Genomic DNA, 15,894 nt, shown 5'->3' on the forward strand with positions numbered 1-15,894 from the left:
AGGAATTTACTCAAAAATCCAGCGGTCAACATCCCGGCTCCAGGCCACCAGTTCCTCAGGCCGGAACCAAAGGGCCACTTCCTTCTCGCCGTTCTCAGGCGAATCGGAGGCATGGGTCAGGTTGCGCCCAATTTCCAGGGCGAAATCGTGCCGAATCGTGCCCGGCGCAGCCTCAGTGGGGCGTGTTGCCCCCATCGTCTGCCGCACAGCAGCGACCGCGTTGGGGCCTTCCCACACCATCGCCATGACCGGCGCCGAGGTAATGTAAGCAATCAAACCATCGTAAAAAGGCTTGCCTTTGTGAATGGCATAATGCGCCTCGGCCAGTTCACGGCTAACCTGCATAAACTTTGCCGCCACCAGACGCAGGCCGCGGCGCTCCAGGCGAGAAATCACCTCGCCAATCAACCCTCGCTGCACGCCATCGGGCTTGACCAACACAAGTGTTCGTTCCACAGAAAACCTCCTCGTCGAAATTTGTGGCCTAATTGTACCATGTGCGCCCTCAAGGCACGCAAGAGCGCGCCGTCCGCGTCCACAAACGGCTGCCGTCGGTCGTCAGGGTGATGCGGCCACAACGATCCGTGCGCAACAAGGGGAAGCCCTGCAAAGCCTGCAACAATTCCAGGCTGGGGCGACCATGAGGGTCCGCCTGGCGAACACTCAACAGCACTACCCGCGGCTCCAAACGCCTCACCCACGCAGGCGGATTGAGAGGAGCATAGCCACCATCGGCCAGCAGCAATGCGGTCAGGGGCGCCCATTGGCTTTGTTGCCCTTCCACCTGCGCCAGAGCATCGAAATCCATCCCCAGGGGCAACAAAAGCCGGAAATCGCGCCACTGCAACAAGAAAACACCGCCCCGGGGGGAAACTGCCAAAGCCCGCAGGCGGGCCCCATCACCCAGCGCCAGCGACGCGCCGGGGACCACGGCCTGCACCGGCACCCCTGCGGTCTGCAACTGGTCTCGCAAAGCCCGCGCCGCCGGCGAAATTTGCGCCGCCCCCGCCCACCACACCGCGCGCGGCGGGTCGGATGCCAGCACGGGCAACAGGCCTTCCACCATTTCACTACGGGTTGCCCCCACCACCCACCAGTCCAAACGCGCGCCCAGCGGCAGGCTGCGCCCCAAAGCCTCGGTCAGCGCGCTGCCACGTTCCCCGCCGCCAATAAGCACCCAGCGGCCGGTCGGCGTATGCACCAGAAGCGCCGCGCCGTTGCCTACCGGCAACAGCGCCACCTGCAAACGCCCATCGGGGCGTGTCAGCCCCACATGCCATACCAACATAGCCATCACCGCCAGGGAAGGCAGCAACGCCGCCTTCACCACGCCCGAGCGCCATCGCTCCAACCAACGCGTCCGTTGCCGCCACAGCGCAACACCCGCCGCTAACGCGGCGTAATAAGCCACCACGCCGCCCACCCCAAAATTCGCCGTGGCTACCGTCGTCAAGGGCCAGGCGGCAAAGAATTCCACCGCCCGAATCGTGTAAGCCGCCAGCGGCCATACCGCCCAGGCCACCATCTTGCCCAGCGGCAGCCACACCAACCCCAACACCACCGCCGCCCCTGCCCCCACCATCAGCGGGGCCTGCACAGGCAACACCGCAGGGTTGGCAAGAAACGAAATCACCGAAATACGATGGAAAGCATAGGCGCTGATAGGCAAAGTGAGCAACTGCGCCGCGAGGGTAAAAAGGAAAAACTCCCCCACGGGCGCAGCCCAGCGCCGCGCTTGCCGGGGCGCAAGCCAGCGCCGCAGCACACGCTCGGCAGCCTGCTGGAACGGTTCGGCAAAAAGCACCAGCCCCAACGTGGCGGCAAAAGAGAGCTGAAAACCAACATCGCCCAGAATGCGCGGATTGAATGCCGTCATGACGGCCGCTGTCACCGCCAGGGTCGTGTAAGCGTGCTGCCTGCGACCCGCGCGCAAGGCTGCCATACCCAAAAGGCCCATGATGGCTGCCCGCACCACCGCCGCCCCCGCGCCCACCAACACGGTATAGCCCACCACCGCCAGCGCCGCCAATGCCGTGCCCCGCGCTTCCCCCAACAACCGCCCAAACAACGCTACAAACAGTCCCGCCAAAATGGTGATGTTGAAGCCGCTGATGGCAATGATGTGCGCCGTGCCCGTCGCCCGGAACGCATCGTACACGGCGCGCGGAATGCCCTTTTCCAGCCCCAACAAGATGCCAGCCAGCAAAGCCGATTCAGGGCTGGGCCATAGCCGCTGCACCACTGCCGCCGCACGTTCCCGCAAGGCATAAACGGCTGCCAACAGGGGATTCCCCTGCCCGCGCGCCAGCACCCCCAGCCGCCGCGCGGTCATCGTCACGAAAATACCCTGCCGAGCGAGATAATCGCGCCACGAAAAACGCGCCCCCGCAGGCGGCAGCGTCAACCAGCCGCTCACCACCACGCGGTCGCCATAGCGCAAATGCTGCGTCTGCTCGGGCGTGGTGCGCACCAGCAACAGGCCATGCACCGGCGTTTCGGCGGTTTCCCCCGCAAAGCGCAAGCGCTCGACCCTCAGCCGCAAATTGGCGTAAGTATCCCGAATATCGGGCGGTTCGGTCAGCACCCCCACCACCGTGGCTTCCTGCCGCCAACCGGCATACGCGCCAATGAACGTCAAATCGTCGAAATCGGGTTGCACAGCCTGCCAGCGCCATATCCCCAACGCTGCCATGCCTACCAACAGGAAAACACCGCCGCGAGCAAGCCCCCCGCGGCGGGCACCCCAAGCCACCGCCACACTCGTCCACGCGACCACCACCCACCCCCAACCCCATCGCGGCAGCCAGGGAGCCATCACCACGCCAATGACAAAGGCCAGCGCCATCCACAGCGCCGGATACGCGCCCATGCGTTCCCCCGCAAGTAGTACAATAACGTGCTTCAACCGCCCGCCCTGCTTGCCCAGCGCGGCAAGCCCAACCCCTTGGGCATAAAACGCCCCTTTCTTCAATTATACACGCCGATGAACCCTGCCATCCTTTTTGCCGAAATTTTCGTCGACGAGCTCACCCGCCTGCCGCTGAGCGGGGTCGTGATTTGCCCCGGCTCACGCAGCACGCCGCTCACGGTTGCTTTCAGTCGTCAGCACGCCCTGCCGGTGTACATGCACCTCGACGAGCGCGCCGCGGCCTATTTTGCTATCGGGCTGGCGCTGGAAACCGGCCGCCCTGCCGCCGTGGTCACGACCTCGGGCACCGCAACGGCCAACCTGCACCCCGCGGTGCTGGAAGCCGATCGTGCTCTTGTGCCCCTGTTGCTGCTCACCGCCGACCGTCCCCCCGAACTGCGCGACAGCGGGGCCAACCAAACCACCGACCAGGTAAAACTCTACGGTCAGGCCGTGCGCTGGTATGCCGAAATGCCCTTGCCAGAAAGCTCCCCCAGCAGCCGCCTGCTGCGCGCCGTGCGGGCAACCGCCGACCGTGCCGTCGCCGCGGCACAGGGCATCACCGGCCGCCCCGGCCCCGTGCACCTCAACTTTCCTTTCCGCAAACCGCTGGAACCGGAAGGCAACGAAAGCGCCCTTCTCGCCGACAGCGTCCCCACTTCCACTCTGTCTCCCGCCTGGGAATTGGCTATACGAAACCCCCTCGGCGCGAAGGGACGCGCGCAAAAACAGCCACTCGTCGCGCTTTCTGCCGCGCCCCGCCAGCCCACGCCACCGCAAATCGAAGCCCTGGCCGCACTGGTGCGCGCCCATCGCCGGGGCGTCATCCTCGCGGGCCCCAAGGCCGCGCCTACGCCCGAAATTGCCGCCCTGCTCCGCCACTTTGCCACAGCGGCAGGCTATCCTCTCCTCGCCGACGCGCTCTCAGGCGTGCGTTTCGGGGCAGCGAGCCATGCCCCGCTTGTGCTGGGCGGTCAAGCCCTCTTCCTCGCCGCGGGGCTGCCCCACACACCCCCGCCTGAGGTCGTCTTCCTCTTCGGAGCGCCACCCGTCAGCAACGCCCCGCTGGCCTTCCTCGCCAACCTGCCCCCAGAAACCCAAGTCGTCGCCATTACCCCTCACGCCGCCTGGCCCAACCCGGCGTTCCGGCTCGCGCACTGGTTGCTGGCCGACCTCGAGCCCACCCTGCAGGCGCTTACTGTCGCGCTGGAACCTTCCCCGCCCACCGACGAAAGCTGGCTGGCCGCCTGGCAGGCTGCCGAGCGCACCACCCGCGAGGTTGTTGCCGCTGCGCCGCGCACCGAAGGCCGCCTGCTGGCCGACCTCGTCCGGGCTCTGCCCGCCGAAGCCCGCCTGTTCGCAGGCAACAGCCTGCCCGTCCGCCACCTGGACGAATATGCCCCACCCACCGAAACGCCCCTGCGGGTTTTCGCCAACCGTGGCCTGAGCGGCATTGATGGCGTGGTTTCCAGCGCCGCGGGCGTGGCCGCAGCCAGCCAACGCCCCACCGTGTTGGTGCTCGGCGACCTTTCCCTGCTGCACGACCTCGGCGGGCTGTTCGCCGTGCGCCGTTTTGGCCTGAACCATTTGCAAATTGTGGTGCTGAACAACGACGGCGGGGGCATTTTTCAGCGCCTGCCCATCGCCCAACACGAACCGCCCTTTACCGCCATGTTCCGTACCCCTCACGGCCTGACCTTCGAGCATGCTGCAGCACTCTACGGCCTGAACTACCGCCGTCTGGAAGCCACCGACCTCACCGACGCCCTGCGCAGCGCCTTGCGCAGCGGCCAGCCCCACCTGCTGGAAGTGCCCACCGATGTGCAGGCCCACGAAACCGCGCGGCAGCGTTTGCTCACCCGGTTGAGGTAGAATAAGCCCAACGCACCCTGTCATTCGGAGGTTCCCTTATGGCATCTCACACTCCCGTCATCCTGCTCACCGGCGCGTCGCGCGGTCTGGGCGCGGCTGCAGCACTGGAAGCCGCCCACCAGGGGGCGCACCTGGTGCTCAACGCCCGTCAGGCAGCGCGGCTGGAAAGCGTGGCCGAGGCCTGCCGCGCGGAAGGCGCGACCGTGCACACCGTGGTCGGCGACATCGGCGAAGAAGCCACCGCCCGCCGCATGGTCGAAACAGCAGCCGAAGCCTTTGGCCGCCTCGATGCCGTGATTCACAACGCGGGCGTGCTGCCGCCCATTGCACCCATCGCCAAGGCCGACCTGGCAGCGTGGGAAGCCAACTGGCGAGTCAACTTCCTGGCGGCGGTGGCGCTGCTGCGGCACGGCATTCCTCTGCTGCGGGAAAGCCACGGACGGGCCGTGTTGGTTTCCAGCGGGGCGGCCATTCACGCCTACCCCACGTGGGGGGCCTATTGCAGCGCCAAAGCCGCCCTCAACCACTTCACCGCCGTCCTTGCTGCCGAAGAGCCTGACATCACCGCCCTGGCCTTCCGCCCCGGCATTGTGGATACCGACATGCAGGCCGACATTCGCACGCAGGGGCAAGGGGTCATGCCACCAGATTTACACGCCAAATTCCTCGCCTATCAGCGAGAAGGCCGCTTGCAGCCCCCGGAGGTTGTGGCGCGGCCGCTGATTGCCGTCGCCCTGCACGCCCCCCACGCGTGGAGCGGCCGCTTCGTGGCTTATTACGACGCCGACGTGCAACAACTGATGCAAGAAACCTGAACAGCAGGCAGACAAATGCTCCACATACTGCCTTCCGATGGTATACTTCAAGAGGAGAAACTGCCACTCAAAACACCCCGCTTCGGAGGAATGCCATGAAACGCGACTTCATCGCCATTGCCGATTACAGCGCGGCCGAACTGCAAGAAATGCTGGAACTGGCGCTGTTGCTCAAACAAGAATGGAAAACCGGCGGGAACAAGCCTGTCTTGAAAGGCAAATCGCTGGCGCTCATCTTCCAAAAGCCCAGTTTGCGCACTCGCGTGTCGTTTGAAATGGCGATGGTGCATCTGGGCGGCTACGCCTTTTACCTCAGCCCGCAGGAAATCGGCCTCGGCAAGCGGGAATCCATCGCCGACGTGGCCCGGGTGATTTCCGGCTACGCGGATGGGGTCATGGCCCGCGTCTTCGCCCACGAGCATGTGGTCGAACTGGCCCGCTGGGCCGACGTGCCGGTCATCAACGGCCTGAGCGACTACAACCACCCCGCCCAGGGCTTCACCGACGCCTTCACCATCTACGAACACTTTGGCACCGTCAAAGACCTCAACATCACCTTCATTGGCGATGGCAACAACGTCGCGGTTTCGCTGATGCACATTGTCGCCAAACTGGGCGGCCACTTCACCTGGGCAGGGCCGGAAGGGTACGAACTGCCCGAAAAAGCCATCACCGAAGCGCAAAAGTTCGCTGACGAAAGCGGCAGCCGCCTGCGCTTCCTGCACGACCCGCACGAAGCCGTGAAAGACGCCGATGTGATTTACACCGACACATGGGTCAGCATGGGCGAAGAGGCCGAAGCCGAGAAACGCAAGCGCGTCTTCCCGCCTTATCAGGTCAACGCAGCGCTGGTTGCCGAAGCCAAACCCGAAGTGGTGGTCATGCACTGTCTGCCCGCCCACCGCGGTGAGGAAATCACCGACGAAGTGGCCGACGGGCCACATTCGCTGCTCTTCCGGCAGGCGCATAACAGATTGCACGCCCAAAAGGCCATTCTGGCCCGCCTGCTGGGTGGGTTGTAACGGACTGAGCCGCGGCACCCTCCCCAGCCGCGGCTTTTTTCTTCGCTTTTCCTGTCACGAGGAGCGTTCCCATGAACATCTGCATTCCCAAAGAACGTCGTCCATTCGAATACCGCGTCGGGCTGTCCCCCCACGGCGTCCACACCCTGGTGCAACACGGCCACACGGTGTATGTGGAACATGAAGCAGGCAAAGGCGCAGGCTTCTGCGACGAAGATTACGAGCGCGCCGGCGCCCGCATTGTCTATTCCCCTCACGAAGTTTTTGGCCGTGCCGACCTGTTGGTCAAAGTCGGTCGGCCGCTGATGGAAGAAATCCAATGGCTGCAACCCGGAGCCATCATCATGGGGTTACTGCATCTGGCTTCGGCACGACACAACAAAATCACCTACATGCTGGAAAACGACATCACCGCGGTGGCGTTAGAGCAAATCGAAACCGAAGACGGTGACCGCCCGGTGCTCAAGCCCATGAGCCGGATTGGGGGGCTGATGGCCGTCCAGGTGGCAGCCCGTCTGCTGCAAAACAACCACGGCGGCAAAGGCATCTTGCTGGGCGGGTTGCCCGGCGTTCCGCCGGCCGAAGTGGTCGTCATCGGTGCGGGCGTAGTCGGCACCTGTGCCACGCGGGGCTTCCTGGGATTGGGCGCTCACGTCACTGTGCTGGACATCAACCAAAAAGCCCTGGAACGCATTTTCCAGGCCTTTCCACAAGTGGGCACCCTGCCCGCCACCCCCTACAACGTGGCCCGTACACTCTCTTTCGCCGATGTGGTGGTCTGCGGCGTGCTCAAGCCCGGCGAACGTGCACCGCTCATCATCACCCGCGAGATGATCAAAAGCATGAAACCGCGCGCTTTGCTACTCGATGTCAGCATCGACCAGGGCGGCTGCGCAGCCACCTCACGACCGACCACACACGACCGCCCCACCTACATTGATGAAGGCGTGATTCACTACGCTGTGCCTAACATGCCCGGCGTTGTCGCGCGCACCGCGACCCACGCCCTCGTCACGGCAGCCATGCCCTACATTCTCGCCATCGCCAACAAGGGCATCGCCCGCGCCATGGTCGAAAACCCAGCCCTCGCGCGCGCCATCAACACCTACAAAGGTGAACTGCGCAACCTGAGCCTGCTTACGCCCGCCGAGGAGAAGTGACCGATGGACTGGAATAAAATTTACCGCTCGCGCATTGTCAGTGCAGAAGAGGCCGTGGCGGTCGTCAAGTCGCACCAGCGCATTTTCCTGACCGGCAACTGCTCAACGCCTCAGGTGCTGCTTAAAGCACTGGTCAAGCGCGCCCCCGAACTGGAGGACGTCGAAATCGCTCAGGCGCTTACGGTCGGCACGACCGAATACGTGGCCCCGGAAATGGAAGGTCACCTGCGGGTGAACACGATGTTCATCAGCGACAACATCCGCAAAGCCGTGCAAGAAGGCCGCGCCGATTTCACGCCGGTGTTCCTTTCCGAATTCCCTCACCTTTTCCGCGATGGCATCTTGCCGGTTGACGTCGCCTTTGTGCATCTTTCGCCGCCCGACGAACACGGCTTCTGCAGTTTCGGCGTGGAAGTGGGGCTCACCAAAACCGCGGCAGAATCGGCCAAAATCATCATCGCCGAAATCAACGAGCAAATGCCGCGCACCCTGGGCGACTCCTTCATCCACGTCAGCCGCCTCGATTACATCGTGCCGGTCAATTACCCCCTGGTGGAAGTCAGCATGGCCGCCAAAGGCGACCCCGAAGTGGTAGAACGCATTGCCCAATACATTGCCGACCTGATTCCCGATGGGGCGACCATGCAAATGGGCATCGGCGCTATCCCCGATGCTGTGCTGCGCTACCTGACCGACAAAAAAGACCTCGGCGTGCACACCGAGTTGTTCTCCGATGGTGTGATGGACCTGGTCGAAAAAGGCGTGCTCACGGGCGCGCGCAAAACCCTGCACCCCGGCAAGATCATCGCGGGGTTCATTCTGGGAACGCACAAACTCTATGACTGGATTGACAACAATCCTATGATTGAGTTGCATCCCACGGAATACGTCAACGACCCCTTCATCATTGCCCAAAACGACCGCATGGTCGCCATCAACTCAGCCATCGAAGTGGACCTCACCGGCCAGGTTTGCGCCGACAGCATCGGGCCGAAACTTTACAGCGGCGTGGGCGGCCAGTTGGACTTCATCTACGGTGCTTCGCGCGCCAAGGAGGGCGTACCCATCATCGCCTTGCCCAGCCTGGCCATTACCCGCAGCGGCAAGCGCTTCAGCCGCATTACCGCGATGCTCAAACAAGGCGCGGGGGTGGTCACCACCCGCAACCACGTTCACTACGTGGTCACCGAATATGGTGTTGCCAACCTTTACGGCAAGTCTATTCGCCAGCGGGCGCAGGAACTCATCCGCATCGCCCACCCCGACTTCCGTGACGAGCTGACCCACCAGGCCAAAAAGCTCAACTACCTGTAAGTCGCGTGTGCTACTGCCACCTCGTGGCACAACCAGAAGGCAAAAACCATGAACTTTCATCGTCGGAATGTCAAAATCGTCGCCACCGTCGGCCCCGCCAGCGAAGACGAGGCCACGCTGCGGGCACTCATCGCCGCGGGGGTGGATGTCGTGCGGCTCAACTTTTCCCACGGCACGCACGAACAACACGCCGCGGTGCTGCACCGTGTTCGGGAAATCAGCCACCGGCTGGGGAAAGCCGTAGCCGTTTTGCAAGACCTGCAAGGGCCCAAAATCCGCGTGGGGCAACTTCCCACAGAGCCGCTCGCTCTGCACGCCGGTGAAACCGTCATCCTTTACCCTGAAAACGCCCCCCCGCCGGAGGAGGCCGACACCAAAGCCATTCCGGTTGATTTCCCCGATCTGCCGCGAGTCGCCCACCCCGGCGGCCGCATCTTGCTGGACGACGGGCACCTGGAACTGCACACCCTCACCGTAGAAAAACCGTGGGTGCGGGCAAAAGTGGTGCTGGGCGGCGAACTGCGTTCCCACAAAGGCATCAACTTCCCCGGCACACCGCTTGACATTCCCGGCTTCACCGCCAAAGACGAGCGCGATCTGGCCTTTGGCCTGGAACAGGGCGTGGACGCGGTGGCGGTTTCCTTCGTGCGCAGCGCCGCCGACATTGCTCGGGTGCGCCAGGCCATCGCGCAAATGGCGCCCGACCAAACCGACCTCCCCATCATCGCCAAACTGGAACGCCCCGAGGCCCTGCAAAACCTGCACGAAATCATCCACGCTGCCGACGGCGTGATGGTGGCCCGCGGCGACCTGGGCGTGGAACTCCCCCCCCAACGGGTACCCATCGCGCAAAAAGAAATCATCACGATGGCCAACCACCATGCCAAACTGGTCATCACCGCTACCCAAATGCTGGATTCCATGATTCACGCGCCGCGCCCCACCCGCGCCGAAGCCTCAGATGTAGCCAACGCGGTGTTCGACGGCACCGACGCGGTCATGCTTTCCGGCGAAACGGCAGTGGGCGACTACCCGGTGGAAGCCGTCAAAATGATGGATGCCATCGTGCAGGAAGCCGAAGGGCACTTCACGCAATGGGGGCACTTGGCCGAAATCGAAACCAGCGCAACCCGCGACGACGCCCGCTCCCTTACCCGCGCCGCCCGCGAACTGGCCCACGAGCGAGACGTGGCGGCCATTGCCGTCTTCACCCAAACCGGACGCACCGCGGTGCTCATGTCCAAAGCGCGCCCGCGGGTGCCCATCTTCGCTTTCACCCCTGAAGAATCGACTTACCGCCGCCTGAGCATGTATTGGGGCGTCATTCCCCAACAGGTGCCCTTCGCCAACACGGTCGAGACCATGTTGCGGCACGTGGAAGCCGCCTTGCGGGCTACAACGCCCATCGAGCCGGGGCAACAGGTTGTGGTCATCTCAGGGTTCCCCGTCGGCGCCATGCGACCGCCCAACTTCGCTTTGCTGCACACCGTCGGGGAAGCCGGGTAAACGCCAGACCACGCCGGTTCTCAACACTCCCCTCTATACAAAAAGCCCGAGGAAGCACCTCGGGCTTTCTGCATCATCGAAGGCAGTCATCGGCAAGGGGGAACCTTATGCAGCCTCTTCAGGTTGCACCAACCCCAGAATGCTGCTGCCGGGTTGCGGGTTCATGGCCGCGACGGCCTCCAGCACCAACAGGCCCGCGGTGGTCACCGCGTTCTTGCCGACAAAGCCAGCCACGCGAGCAGCCTTGAGTGCATCGTCAAAGGCTTCCTTGCTCAGGCCACTGCGCTTCCAGGCTTCCTTGATGTTACGCGGCAGGATGCGCACTTTGCGTTCTTTGACGTAGAGGGTGCCTGCTTCCCGCAGAGCCTGCAACACCCGCACCATCACCGGCGTGATGGGGTTGCCAAAGCCCTCCGGCACGCCCGCGAGGGCCTCATCCAGCAGTTCGCCAGGGGCGGTTTCGACGATGTTGCCGTCGGGCAAAATTTCAATGAGATGCCGGGCTTCGAGTTTCTCCAGCGCCCAGCGAATGCGCTCCGTAGATTCGCCCCGCTTTTCCAGTTGCGCGTACACCTCGTCTTCGGTCACACCGCGCGCGGGGATGGTGTGGAACACCTCCAGTTCAAAGCGGGTAAGCAACGGCTTGCGCTGCAGGGTTTCGGCCAGGCGGGCATACATCCAACCGCTGCGGGTCGGTTCAGCCGAGCCGATGAGATGGGCGTCATAGGCTTGCTGCCACCAATCTTTGGCTGGCGCGGAGAACATCTTGCGGGTCATGGTGATGGCTTTGACCGCGGTCGAAGGGATGTCCCGCGGGTTGTCGCCCTGCTCTTCCAGCACTGCGCGGCCAAAGTCGGTCAGGTGGAACACTTCGCGGCCGCGGGCATCTTCTTCGCTGGCCAGCAGGTCGAAAGATTCCAGGCTGTAAAGGGTCTCCCGCAGGGTGAAGTTGTCATCATACCAGCGTGCCAGATCTTTGGCCTCGGCAAACTTCTGGGCAATGGTCTGATATTTGCGGGGCATCTCCTTGATGCGGCGGCCATATTTCTCCAGCAATTTGCGATATTCGGCGGCCTTGCGGTCAACCATCTCACGGCGCAGGCGCTTGAACGTGGGAATTTCCTCTTCGTTGCCGGTTTCGTCATATTTCTTCCACAACGCGGCCAAGGTTTGGAGCACTTCCACTTCTTCGGCCTCGATGGCCAGTGTCCAGACGTCCTTCCGCGGGCCGCCGTGCCACAGACGGAACGCCTCCAGCGCCCATTCACCCGCCGGGAGCAGTTCACCTTCAGTGTCCAGGTAACCCAACGACTGCAAAAGAGCCAGCCCCTCCGAACCAACATCTTCCCCATCCACATGCTGGGCCAACAGCCAAAGCAAGTCGCCCGAAAGCACCGTGCCTTCGCCAAAGCCACCAGCCTGCAAGGCTCGCTTGACAGCCTGCCCCAACGCGGTGAAGGCCACCCCTTCAGAAACGGGCACGCTGTAAGCAATCAGGCGCATGGCTTCCAGCAGGTGCTCTTCGTGGGAACCCAAAGGCAGACGGCTGGCCGGGGCAGGCCCAATGGGCGCACTGCGGATGAAGTTGGCCAGTTGGTCGTCTACAATGAGGTGCGGACGGGCTTGATGGTAAATTTCCAACACAGTGCGCCCGGCTTCGCTGAGCACCACGTATTCCTTCTTCTTGGTCCGGTCCCAGATCCGCACGGCCAGGCCACGGCTCAAGAGGGCTTCTTCGGCCTTAGGGCCCACACGGTCAGCCCGAGCAGCAGCATCCAGCATCGCGATGACTTCACTACCAATCCAGCGCCAATCTTCCGGCCAGTTTTCCGGGGTATCCAACCCACGGCCTTCGCGAATGACCCATTCGCCGCCCACCTCGGCTTCGTCTTCCGCGTAGGGCCTGGGGCCGCGCGCATACAGTTCGCGCAACACCCGGGCCAGGGCCGTCCCTGCATAGGTCAACACCCAACGCACCGGCGTCTGCTGGCGCACCAGGTCGGCGCGCGCCAGTTCCAGCAACACCGGGTCGTTCTCGCTCGCAAATTCGGTAAACGGTTTACGGTCGTCTTGATCTTGCAAAAGGCGCTTCAGCGCCAGGGCATGGGTTTTCCTGATGATCATGGCATACCTCCTCGAGAACCGCGGCTCAGTCTAAGGCCGCGAGCAGTTTTTCGATGCGCTCGGCAATATCCACGTCAAACAAGTGGATAGTGGGCACAAGCCAGGTCACGATGTAGCGATCATCACCGTCTTTGTTTTTGCCAAAATACACCAGGGTGAAGCGGCCAACGTGCGTGCGCTTGCGAATCAAGTCGCCGGCCTCACGCAGCGCGCGGCGCATATGGCTGGGAAGCTGGTCAAAGTCGTAAGCCTTTCCCTGTTCGCCGCGCTTTTGGATGAACTCGGTGGTCAAACCGCTGGCGTGGAAGGCTTCCAGCAACTTGCCGAAGCCACGTTTCTTGAAGTAGGCCAGCAACAACTCGGCTGCAGGCAGGGTGAAGAGCAGAGTTTCTTCACCGTGGGCTGCCCGATAATACGCACGGATCACACCACGGCGCTCTTCCAGACCAACGCGCACCAACAAACGCGCGCCTTTGGGCAACTGCTTCCAAACTTCCTGGACCTCAAAGGTCTCGCCCTGATCTTCGTAAACATCACCCACGCCGCGGCGATCTTCTTCCCGAGCCACAAACACGCTCTGGGCACCGCCGCGCAACCCGGAGAGCAAATCAAAACCCCAGGCTTTCAAACTGCGCAGTTTGACTTCGATCTCTGCGGGAATTTCATCCCACGCTTCACGCACAAACGTGTTCAGCATGCGCTGATGACGCCGGCGCAGTTCCTCGGCGCTAAGTTTCTTTCGGCCCATCGGATTTCCTCCTCAAATGTGCGAATTAAAGGTTTTGGAAAGGGGGACAAATAAAGATACCTGCAAAACAAAAGCATGCTTTACGAAAGCCATAAGCATGGCGGGAAAAGGGTAGTTGCCGTCACGTCATGCCGGGGGCGTTTTCCGCCCACAGCATTTCCATTATGCTTGAGGAACGCAAGATTTTCGTTGGCAAAGCATTAGAAGCGTATTAACCCCCAATGCAGAAGAAGTGCCGTGCAGCAAAACGAAGGGCACAAAAGACAACACCCCACCTTCCTTCTTCGCACAGCATCCGCGAAAAGGTCCGTCCTTCTGCGATTGCCCCCTCTTGACCTGCCCCCTTTCAACCCACCAGACGCGCTATCCCAACCGCTCAAGCGTCATGTCGTCGCGGCGGTGGGAAGCCAGTAACAGAGAAACTAACAATGCCACAACACCTACCGCGGCCGTTCCTGCCCCCAAAAGCCGCAAAGGCGACAAAATGCGCGCAACATAAAACGCCACCGTTCCTTGCAAACTGGCCTGTGCCCAGGCAGGCACCTGAGAGGCTATCTGCCCCATCGTCCACGCCGTGACCATATCGGGAAGCAGCCCCATCACAGCCACCGAGATGCCCCCCAACAACAAGGTGACGCCAGCCGCCTGCAGCCATCCCTTGAAAGAACGCCCCACCAACAGCACACCCACCAGCCACAAAACCGCCAACGCGGCCAAAGCGATGTTGACCACCCTGCGCGCCTGCCAGAGATCGTTTTTGACGGATTCCACGTCTTGAAGCGGAACCTGGCGCGGGTCGAGCAAATTGACCGCGTTCGGGGCAGCATTCACTTCTTCGGTTACAGCGGCGGTGATCATCTGCTCCCACATCTGCCGCGGAGCCCCCAAAGGCACACAAAGAGGCGGCAACGCCCAATCATTCCGAATGGTGGCTTCCGCCCAACGGGCTGTTTCCGGCACCGTGCATTCCCGAAACTGGCTCAACAACCAGGAAGTCAGCGGGGTGGCATTAGCCCGGACGGCTTGCTTCCAGGGCGTCAGCGCGACTTCCACTTTGGGCGGTGCCCCGGGGGTCTTCAACCACAGCATCAGGGCATTTGCCCCCTGGGCAACCACCGCGTGCACAGCCTGCTGAGGGGCAACGTACGACACCAGCGTCCGCCACTGGGCCGCGCTCAAAGCATCCAAAGCCCGCCAGAACACCAACGTGCGGTCGCTGGAAGGCGTTTGCTGAACTTGCTTGTGGACATAGGCTTTCCCCAAACTCGCCAGCGATTCAGGCCCCACCCAATAGGTTTCGACCGCTTCGGCCAGCGTAGGGGCGTCGTATATGACGTGAAAAGCCCGTTGCGTCACGCCCAGCACCGGCAGGAACAACAACACCCCCAGCAAGATCAACCCGCCCAAGGCTTTTGCCAGACCATCAAGCACGCGCATGTTCGCCTCCTTGAAGCACAGGTTGTGGTGCGACCGCCGCCAGGTACATTCCCACGCCAATCAAGGTGCCGCCCAACACAAAAGGCCAGGTGACCGCATCGCCCAGCCAGAAGACGCCGACCAAAACCCCTACCACCGGCTGCGCAAAAAAGGTCAGGGCCGCCGTACCACTTTCCAGATGAGCGAAAGCGTAATTCCAAAGGAACATAGCCGCCGCGGTCGCGCCCAAGGCCACATAGAAAATGCCCGCCACCGTGCCCCACGAAATGCCTTCCCAACGCACCTGACCGCTTTGCCACACCGCCAGCGGCAACACCACCGGCAAACCTCCCAGCATTGCGCCCCAACTGACTTGCAGAGTATCCAGCCGGCGGGTCAGTGCCCGCACCAACACAGAATACAGCGCCCAACCCAACGCCCCCAGCAAAAGCGCCAAATTGCCCAGAAACATCGCATCCAGGCGCGCCTGTCGGGGATCGATGACCAGCAGCACCCCCACGGTCGCCACAATCAGCGCCACGGCCTGAGCGCGGCTCAGGCGCTCGTGCAACAACAGAGCGCCAAAAAGCACCACAAAAGCAGGGGTTGCCGTCGTGACCAACGCGCCATTAGAGGCCGTGGAAAGATGAGTACCGATAAATTGAATGCCCAAGGTCAGGCCAAAGCCCATTGCCCCCACCGCCAGCACCTCGAACCAGGTGCGCCGGTCCCAGTGGATGCCTCCACGCCACCACACGAAAGGCCATAACACCAGCAACGCCAGCGACAAGCGCACCGTCAACAAAACAAACGGTGGCATGACCTCCATGATGACTTTAATGGCAGGGTAAAGACCACCCCAAAAAGCCGAGGCGCCCAACCCCGCCAACACAGCAGTGGTACGCGTGGACATAGCGCAATTGTACCAACAAGAAGCCAGGAAGCAAACAGCCAGAGCGGCATTCACCGTGAAGCGAGGCGCAATGGCATCGTCTCCCACCAGGCACCC

Annotated in this window: 12 protein-coding genes; 6 read left to right on the plus strand and 6 right to left on the minus strand. The window is 62.5% G+C overall.

Annotated features, from left to right (window positions below; genetic code table 11):
* Nucleotides 1-6: 6 nt before the first annotated feature.
* Both ENJ54_06360 and ENJ54_06365 read right to left on the minus strand, forming a co-directional pair.
* A complete protein-coding gene (locus ENJ54_06360) occupies nucleotides 7-456 on the minus strand; it encodes a nucleoside-diphosphate kinase (protein HFC09455.1) in 450 nt (149 codons plus the stop codon).
* Between the two features lie 49 nt (nucleotides 457-505).
* Nucleotides 506-2,869, minus strand: a complete 2,364-nt coding sequence (locus tag ENJ54_06365) for a ComEC/Rec2 family competence protein (protein HFC09456.1) — start codon at nucleotides 2,867-2,869, stop codon at nucleotides 506-508.
* 114 nt (nucleotides 2,870-2,983) lie between these two features.
* Here ENJ54_06365 and menD point away from each other — a divergent pair, with 114 nt between their 5' ends.
* From menD to pyk, 6 genes are all read left to right on the plus strand, one after another.
* Entirely contained in the window at nucleotides 2,984-4,780 is a 1,797-nt protein-coding gene (gene menD / locus ENJ54_06370) for a 2-succinyl-5-enolpyruvyl-6-hydroxy-3-cyclohexene-1-carboxylic-acid synthase (protein ID HFC09457.1), read from the plus strand.
* Between the two features lie 38 nt (nucleotides 4,781-4,818).
* The gene (locus ENJ54_06375) at nucleotides 4,819-5,595 is read left to right on the plus strand and encodes an SDR family NAD(P)-dependent oxidoreductase (GenBank protein HFC09458.1); all 777 of its coding nucleotides are present in this window, start codon (nucleotides 4,819-4,821) and stop codon (nucleotides 5,593-5,595) included.
* A gap of 95 nt (nucleotides 5,596-5,690) precedes the next feature.
* Nucleotides 5,691-6,617 carry an ornithine carbamoyltransferase gene (gene argF / locus ENJ54_06380; GenBank protein ID HFC09459.1) on the plus strand — a complete coding sequence of 309 codons (927 nt, stop codon included), beginning with the start codon at nucleotides 5,691-5,693 and terminating at the stop codon, nucleotides 6,615-6,617.
* Nucleotides 6,618-6,688: 71 nt separating this feature from the next.
* Nucleotides 6,689-7,777 carry an alanine dehydrogenase gene (locus ENJ54_06385; protein ID HFC09460.1) on the plus strand — a complete coding sequence of 363 codons (1,089 nt, stop codon included), beginning with the start codon at nucleotides 6,689-6,691 and terminating at the stop codon, nucleotides 7,775-7,777.
* 3 nt (nucleotides 7,778-7,780) lie between these two features.
* On the plus strand, nucleotides 7,781-9,091 hold the full coding sequence (locus ENJ54_06390; GenBank protein ID HFC09461.1) for an acetyl-CoA hydrolase/transferase family protein: 1,311 nt from the start codon (nucleotides 7,781-7,783) through the stop codon (nucleotides 9,089-9,091).
* Nucleotides 9,092-9,139: 48 nt separating this feature from the next.
* Entirely contained in the window at nucleotides 9,140-10,597 is a 1,458-nt protein-coding gene (pyk, locus tag ENJ54_06395; protein ID HFC09462.1) for a pyruvate kinase, read from the plus strand.
* Nucleotides 10,598-10,702: 105 nt separating this feature from the next.
* On the opposite strand, the gene ENJ54_06400 is transcribed toward pyk, so the two are convergent.
* The 4 genes from ENJ54_06400 to ENJ54_06415 form a co-directional block, all read right to left on the minus strand.
* Nucleotides 10,703-12,721, minus strand: a complete 2,019-nt coding sequence (locus ENJ54_06400) for a DUF505 domain-containing protein (protein HFC09463.1) — start codon at nucleotides 12,719-12,721, stop codon at nucleotides 10,703-10,705.
* A gap of 25 nt (nucleotides 12,722-12,746) precedes the next feature.
* Complete coding sequence (locus tag ENJ54_06405; GenBank protein ID HFC09464.1) at nucleotides 12,747-13,469, minus strand: TIGR00703 family protein; 723 nt, start codon at nucleotides 13,467-13,469, stop codon at nucleotides 12,747-12,749.
* A 363-nt stretch (nucleotides 13,470-13,832) separates the two neighbouring features.
* Entirely contained in the window at nucleotides 13,833-14,906 is a 1,074-nt protein-coding gene (locus tag ENJ54_06410) for a hypothetical protein (protein ID HFC09465.1), read from the minus strand.
* Nucleotides 14,893-15,798, minus strand: coding sequence for a DMT family transporter (locus ENJ54_06415; protein HFC09466.1), 906 nt, complete (start codon nucleotides 15,796-15,798; stop codon nucleotides 14,893-14,895). The genes ENJ54_06410 and ENJ54_06415 overlap by 14 nt, the downstream gene beginning before the upstream one ends.
* Nucleotides 15,799-15,894: the final 96 nt, after the last annotated feature.

Source organism: Chloroflexota bacterium, assembly GCA_011322445.1.
In the GTDB taxonomy this organism is placed as follows: Bacteria; Chloroflexota; Anaerolineae; order Anaerolineales; family DRMV01; genus DRMV01.

Coding starts and splice junctions, on each gene's coding strand:
- ENJ54_06400 (HFC09463.1), bottom strand. CDS start 12,721: ATGATCATCAGGAAAACCCATGCCCTGGCGCTGAAGCGCCTTTTGCAA.
- ENJ54_06365 (HFC09456.1), bottom strand. CDS start 2,869: ATGGGCGCGTATCCGGCGCTGTGGATGGCGCTGGCCTTTGTCATTGGC.
- ENJ54_06415 (HFC09466.1), bottom strand. CDS start 15,798: ATGTCCACGCGTACCACTGCTGTGTTGGCGGGGTTGGGCGCCTCGGCT.
- ENJ54_06385 (HFC09460.1), top strand. CDS start 6,689: ATGAACATCTGCATTCCCAAAGAACGTCGTCCATTCGAATACCGCGTC.
- pyk (HFC09462.1), top strand. CDS start 9,140: ATGAACTTTCATCGTCGGAATGTCAAAATCGTCGCCACCGTCGGCCCC.
- ENJ54_06405 (HFC09464.1), bottom strand. CDS start 13,469: ATGGGCCGAAAGAAACTTAGCGCCGAGGAACTGCGCCGGCGTCATCAG.
- ENJ54_06390 (HFC09461.1), top strand. CDS start 7,781: ATGGACTGGAATAAAATTTACCGCTCGCGCATTGTCAGTGCAGAAGAG.
- argF (HFC09459.1), top strand. CDS start 5,691: ATGAAACGCGACTTCATCGCCATTGCCGATTACAGCGCGGCCGAACTG.
- menD (HFC09457.1), top strand. CDS start 2,984: ATGAACCCTGCCATCCTTTTTGCCGAAATTTTCGTCGACGAGCTCACC.
- ENJ54_06375 (HFC09458.1), top strand. CDS start 4,819: ATGGCATCTCACACTCCCGTCATCCTGCTCACCGGCGCGTCGCGCGGT.
- ENJ54_06410 (HFC09465.1), bottom strand. CDS start 14,906: ATGCGCGTGCTTGATGGTCTGGCAAAAGCCTTGGGCGGGTTGATCTTG.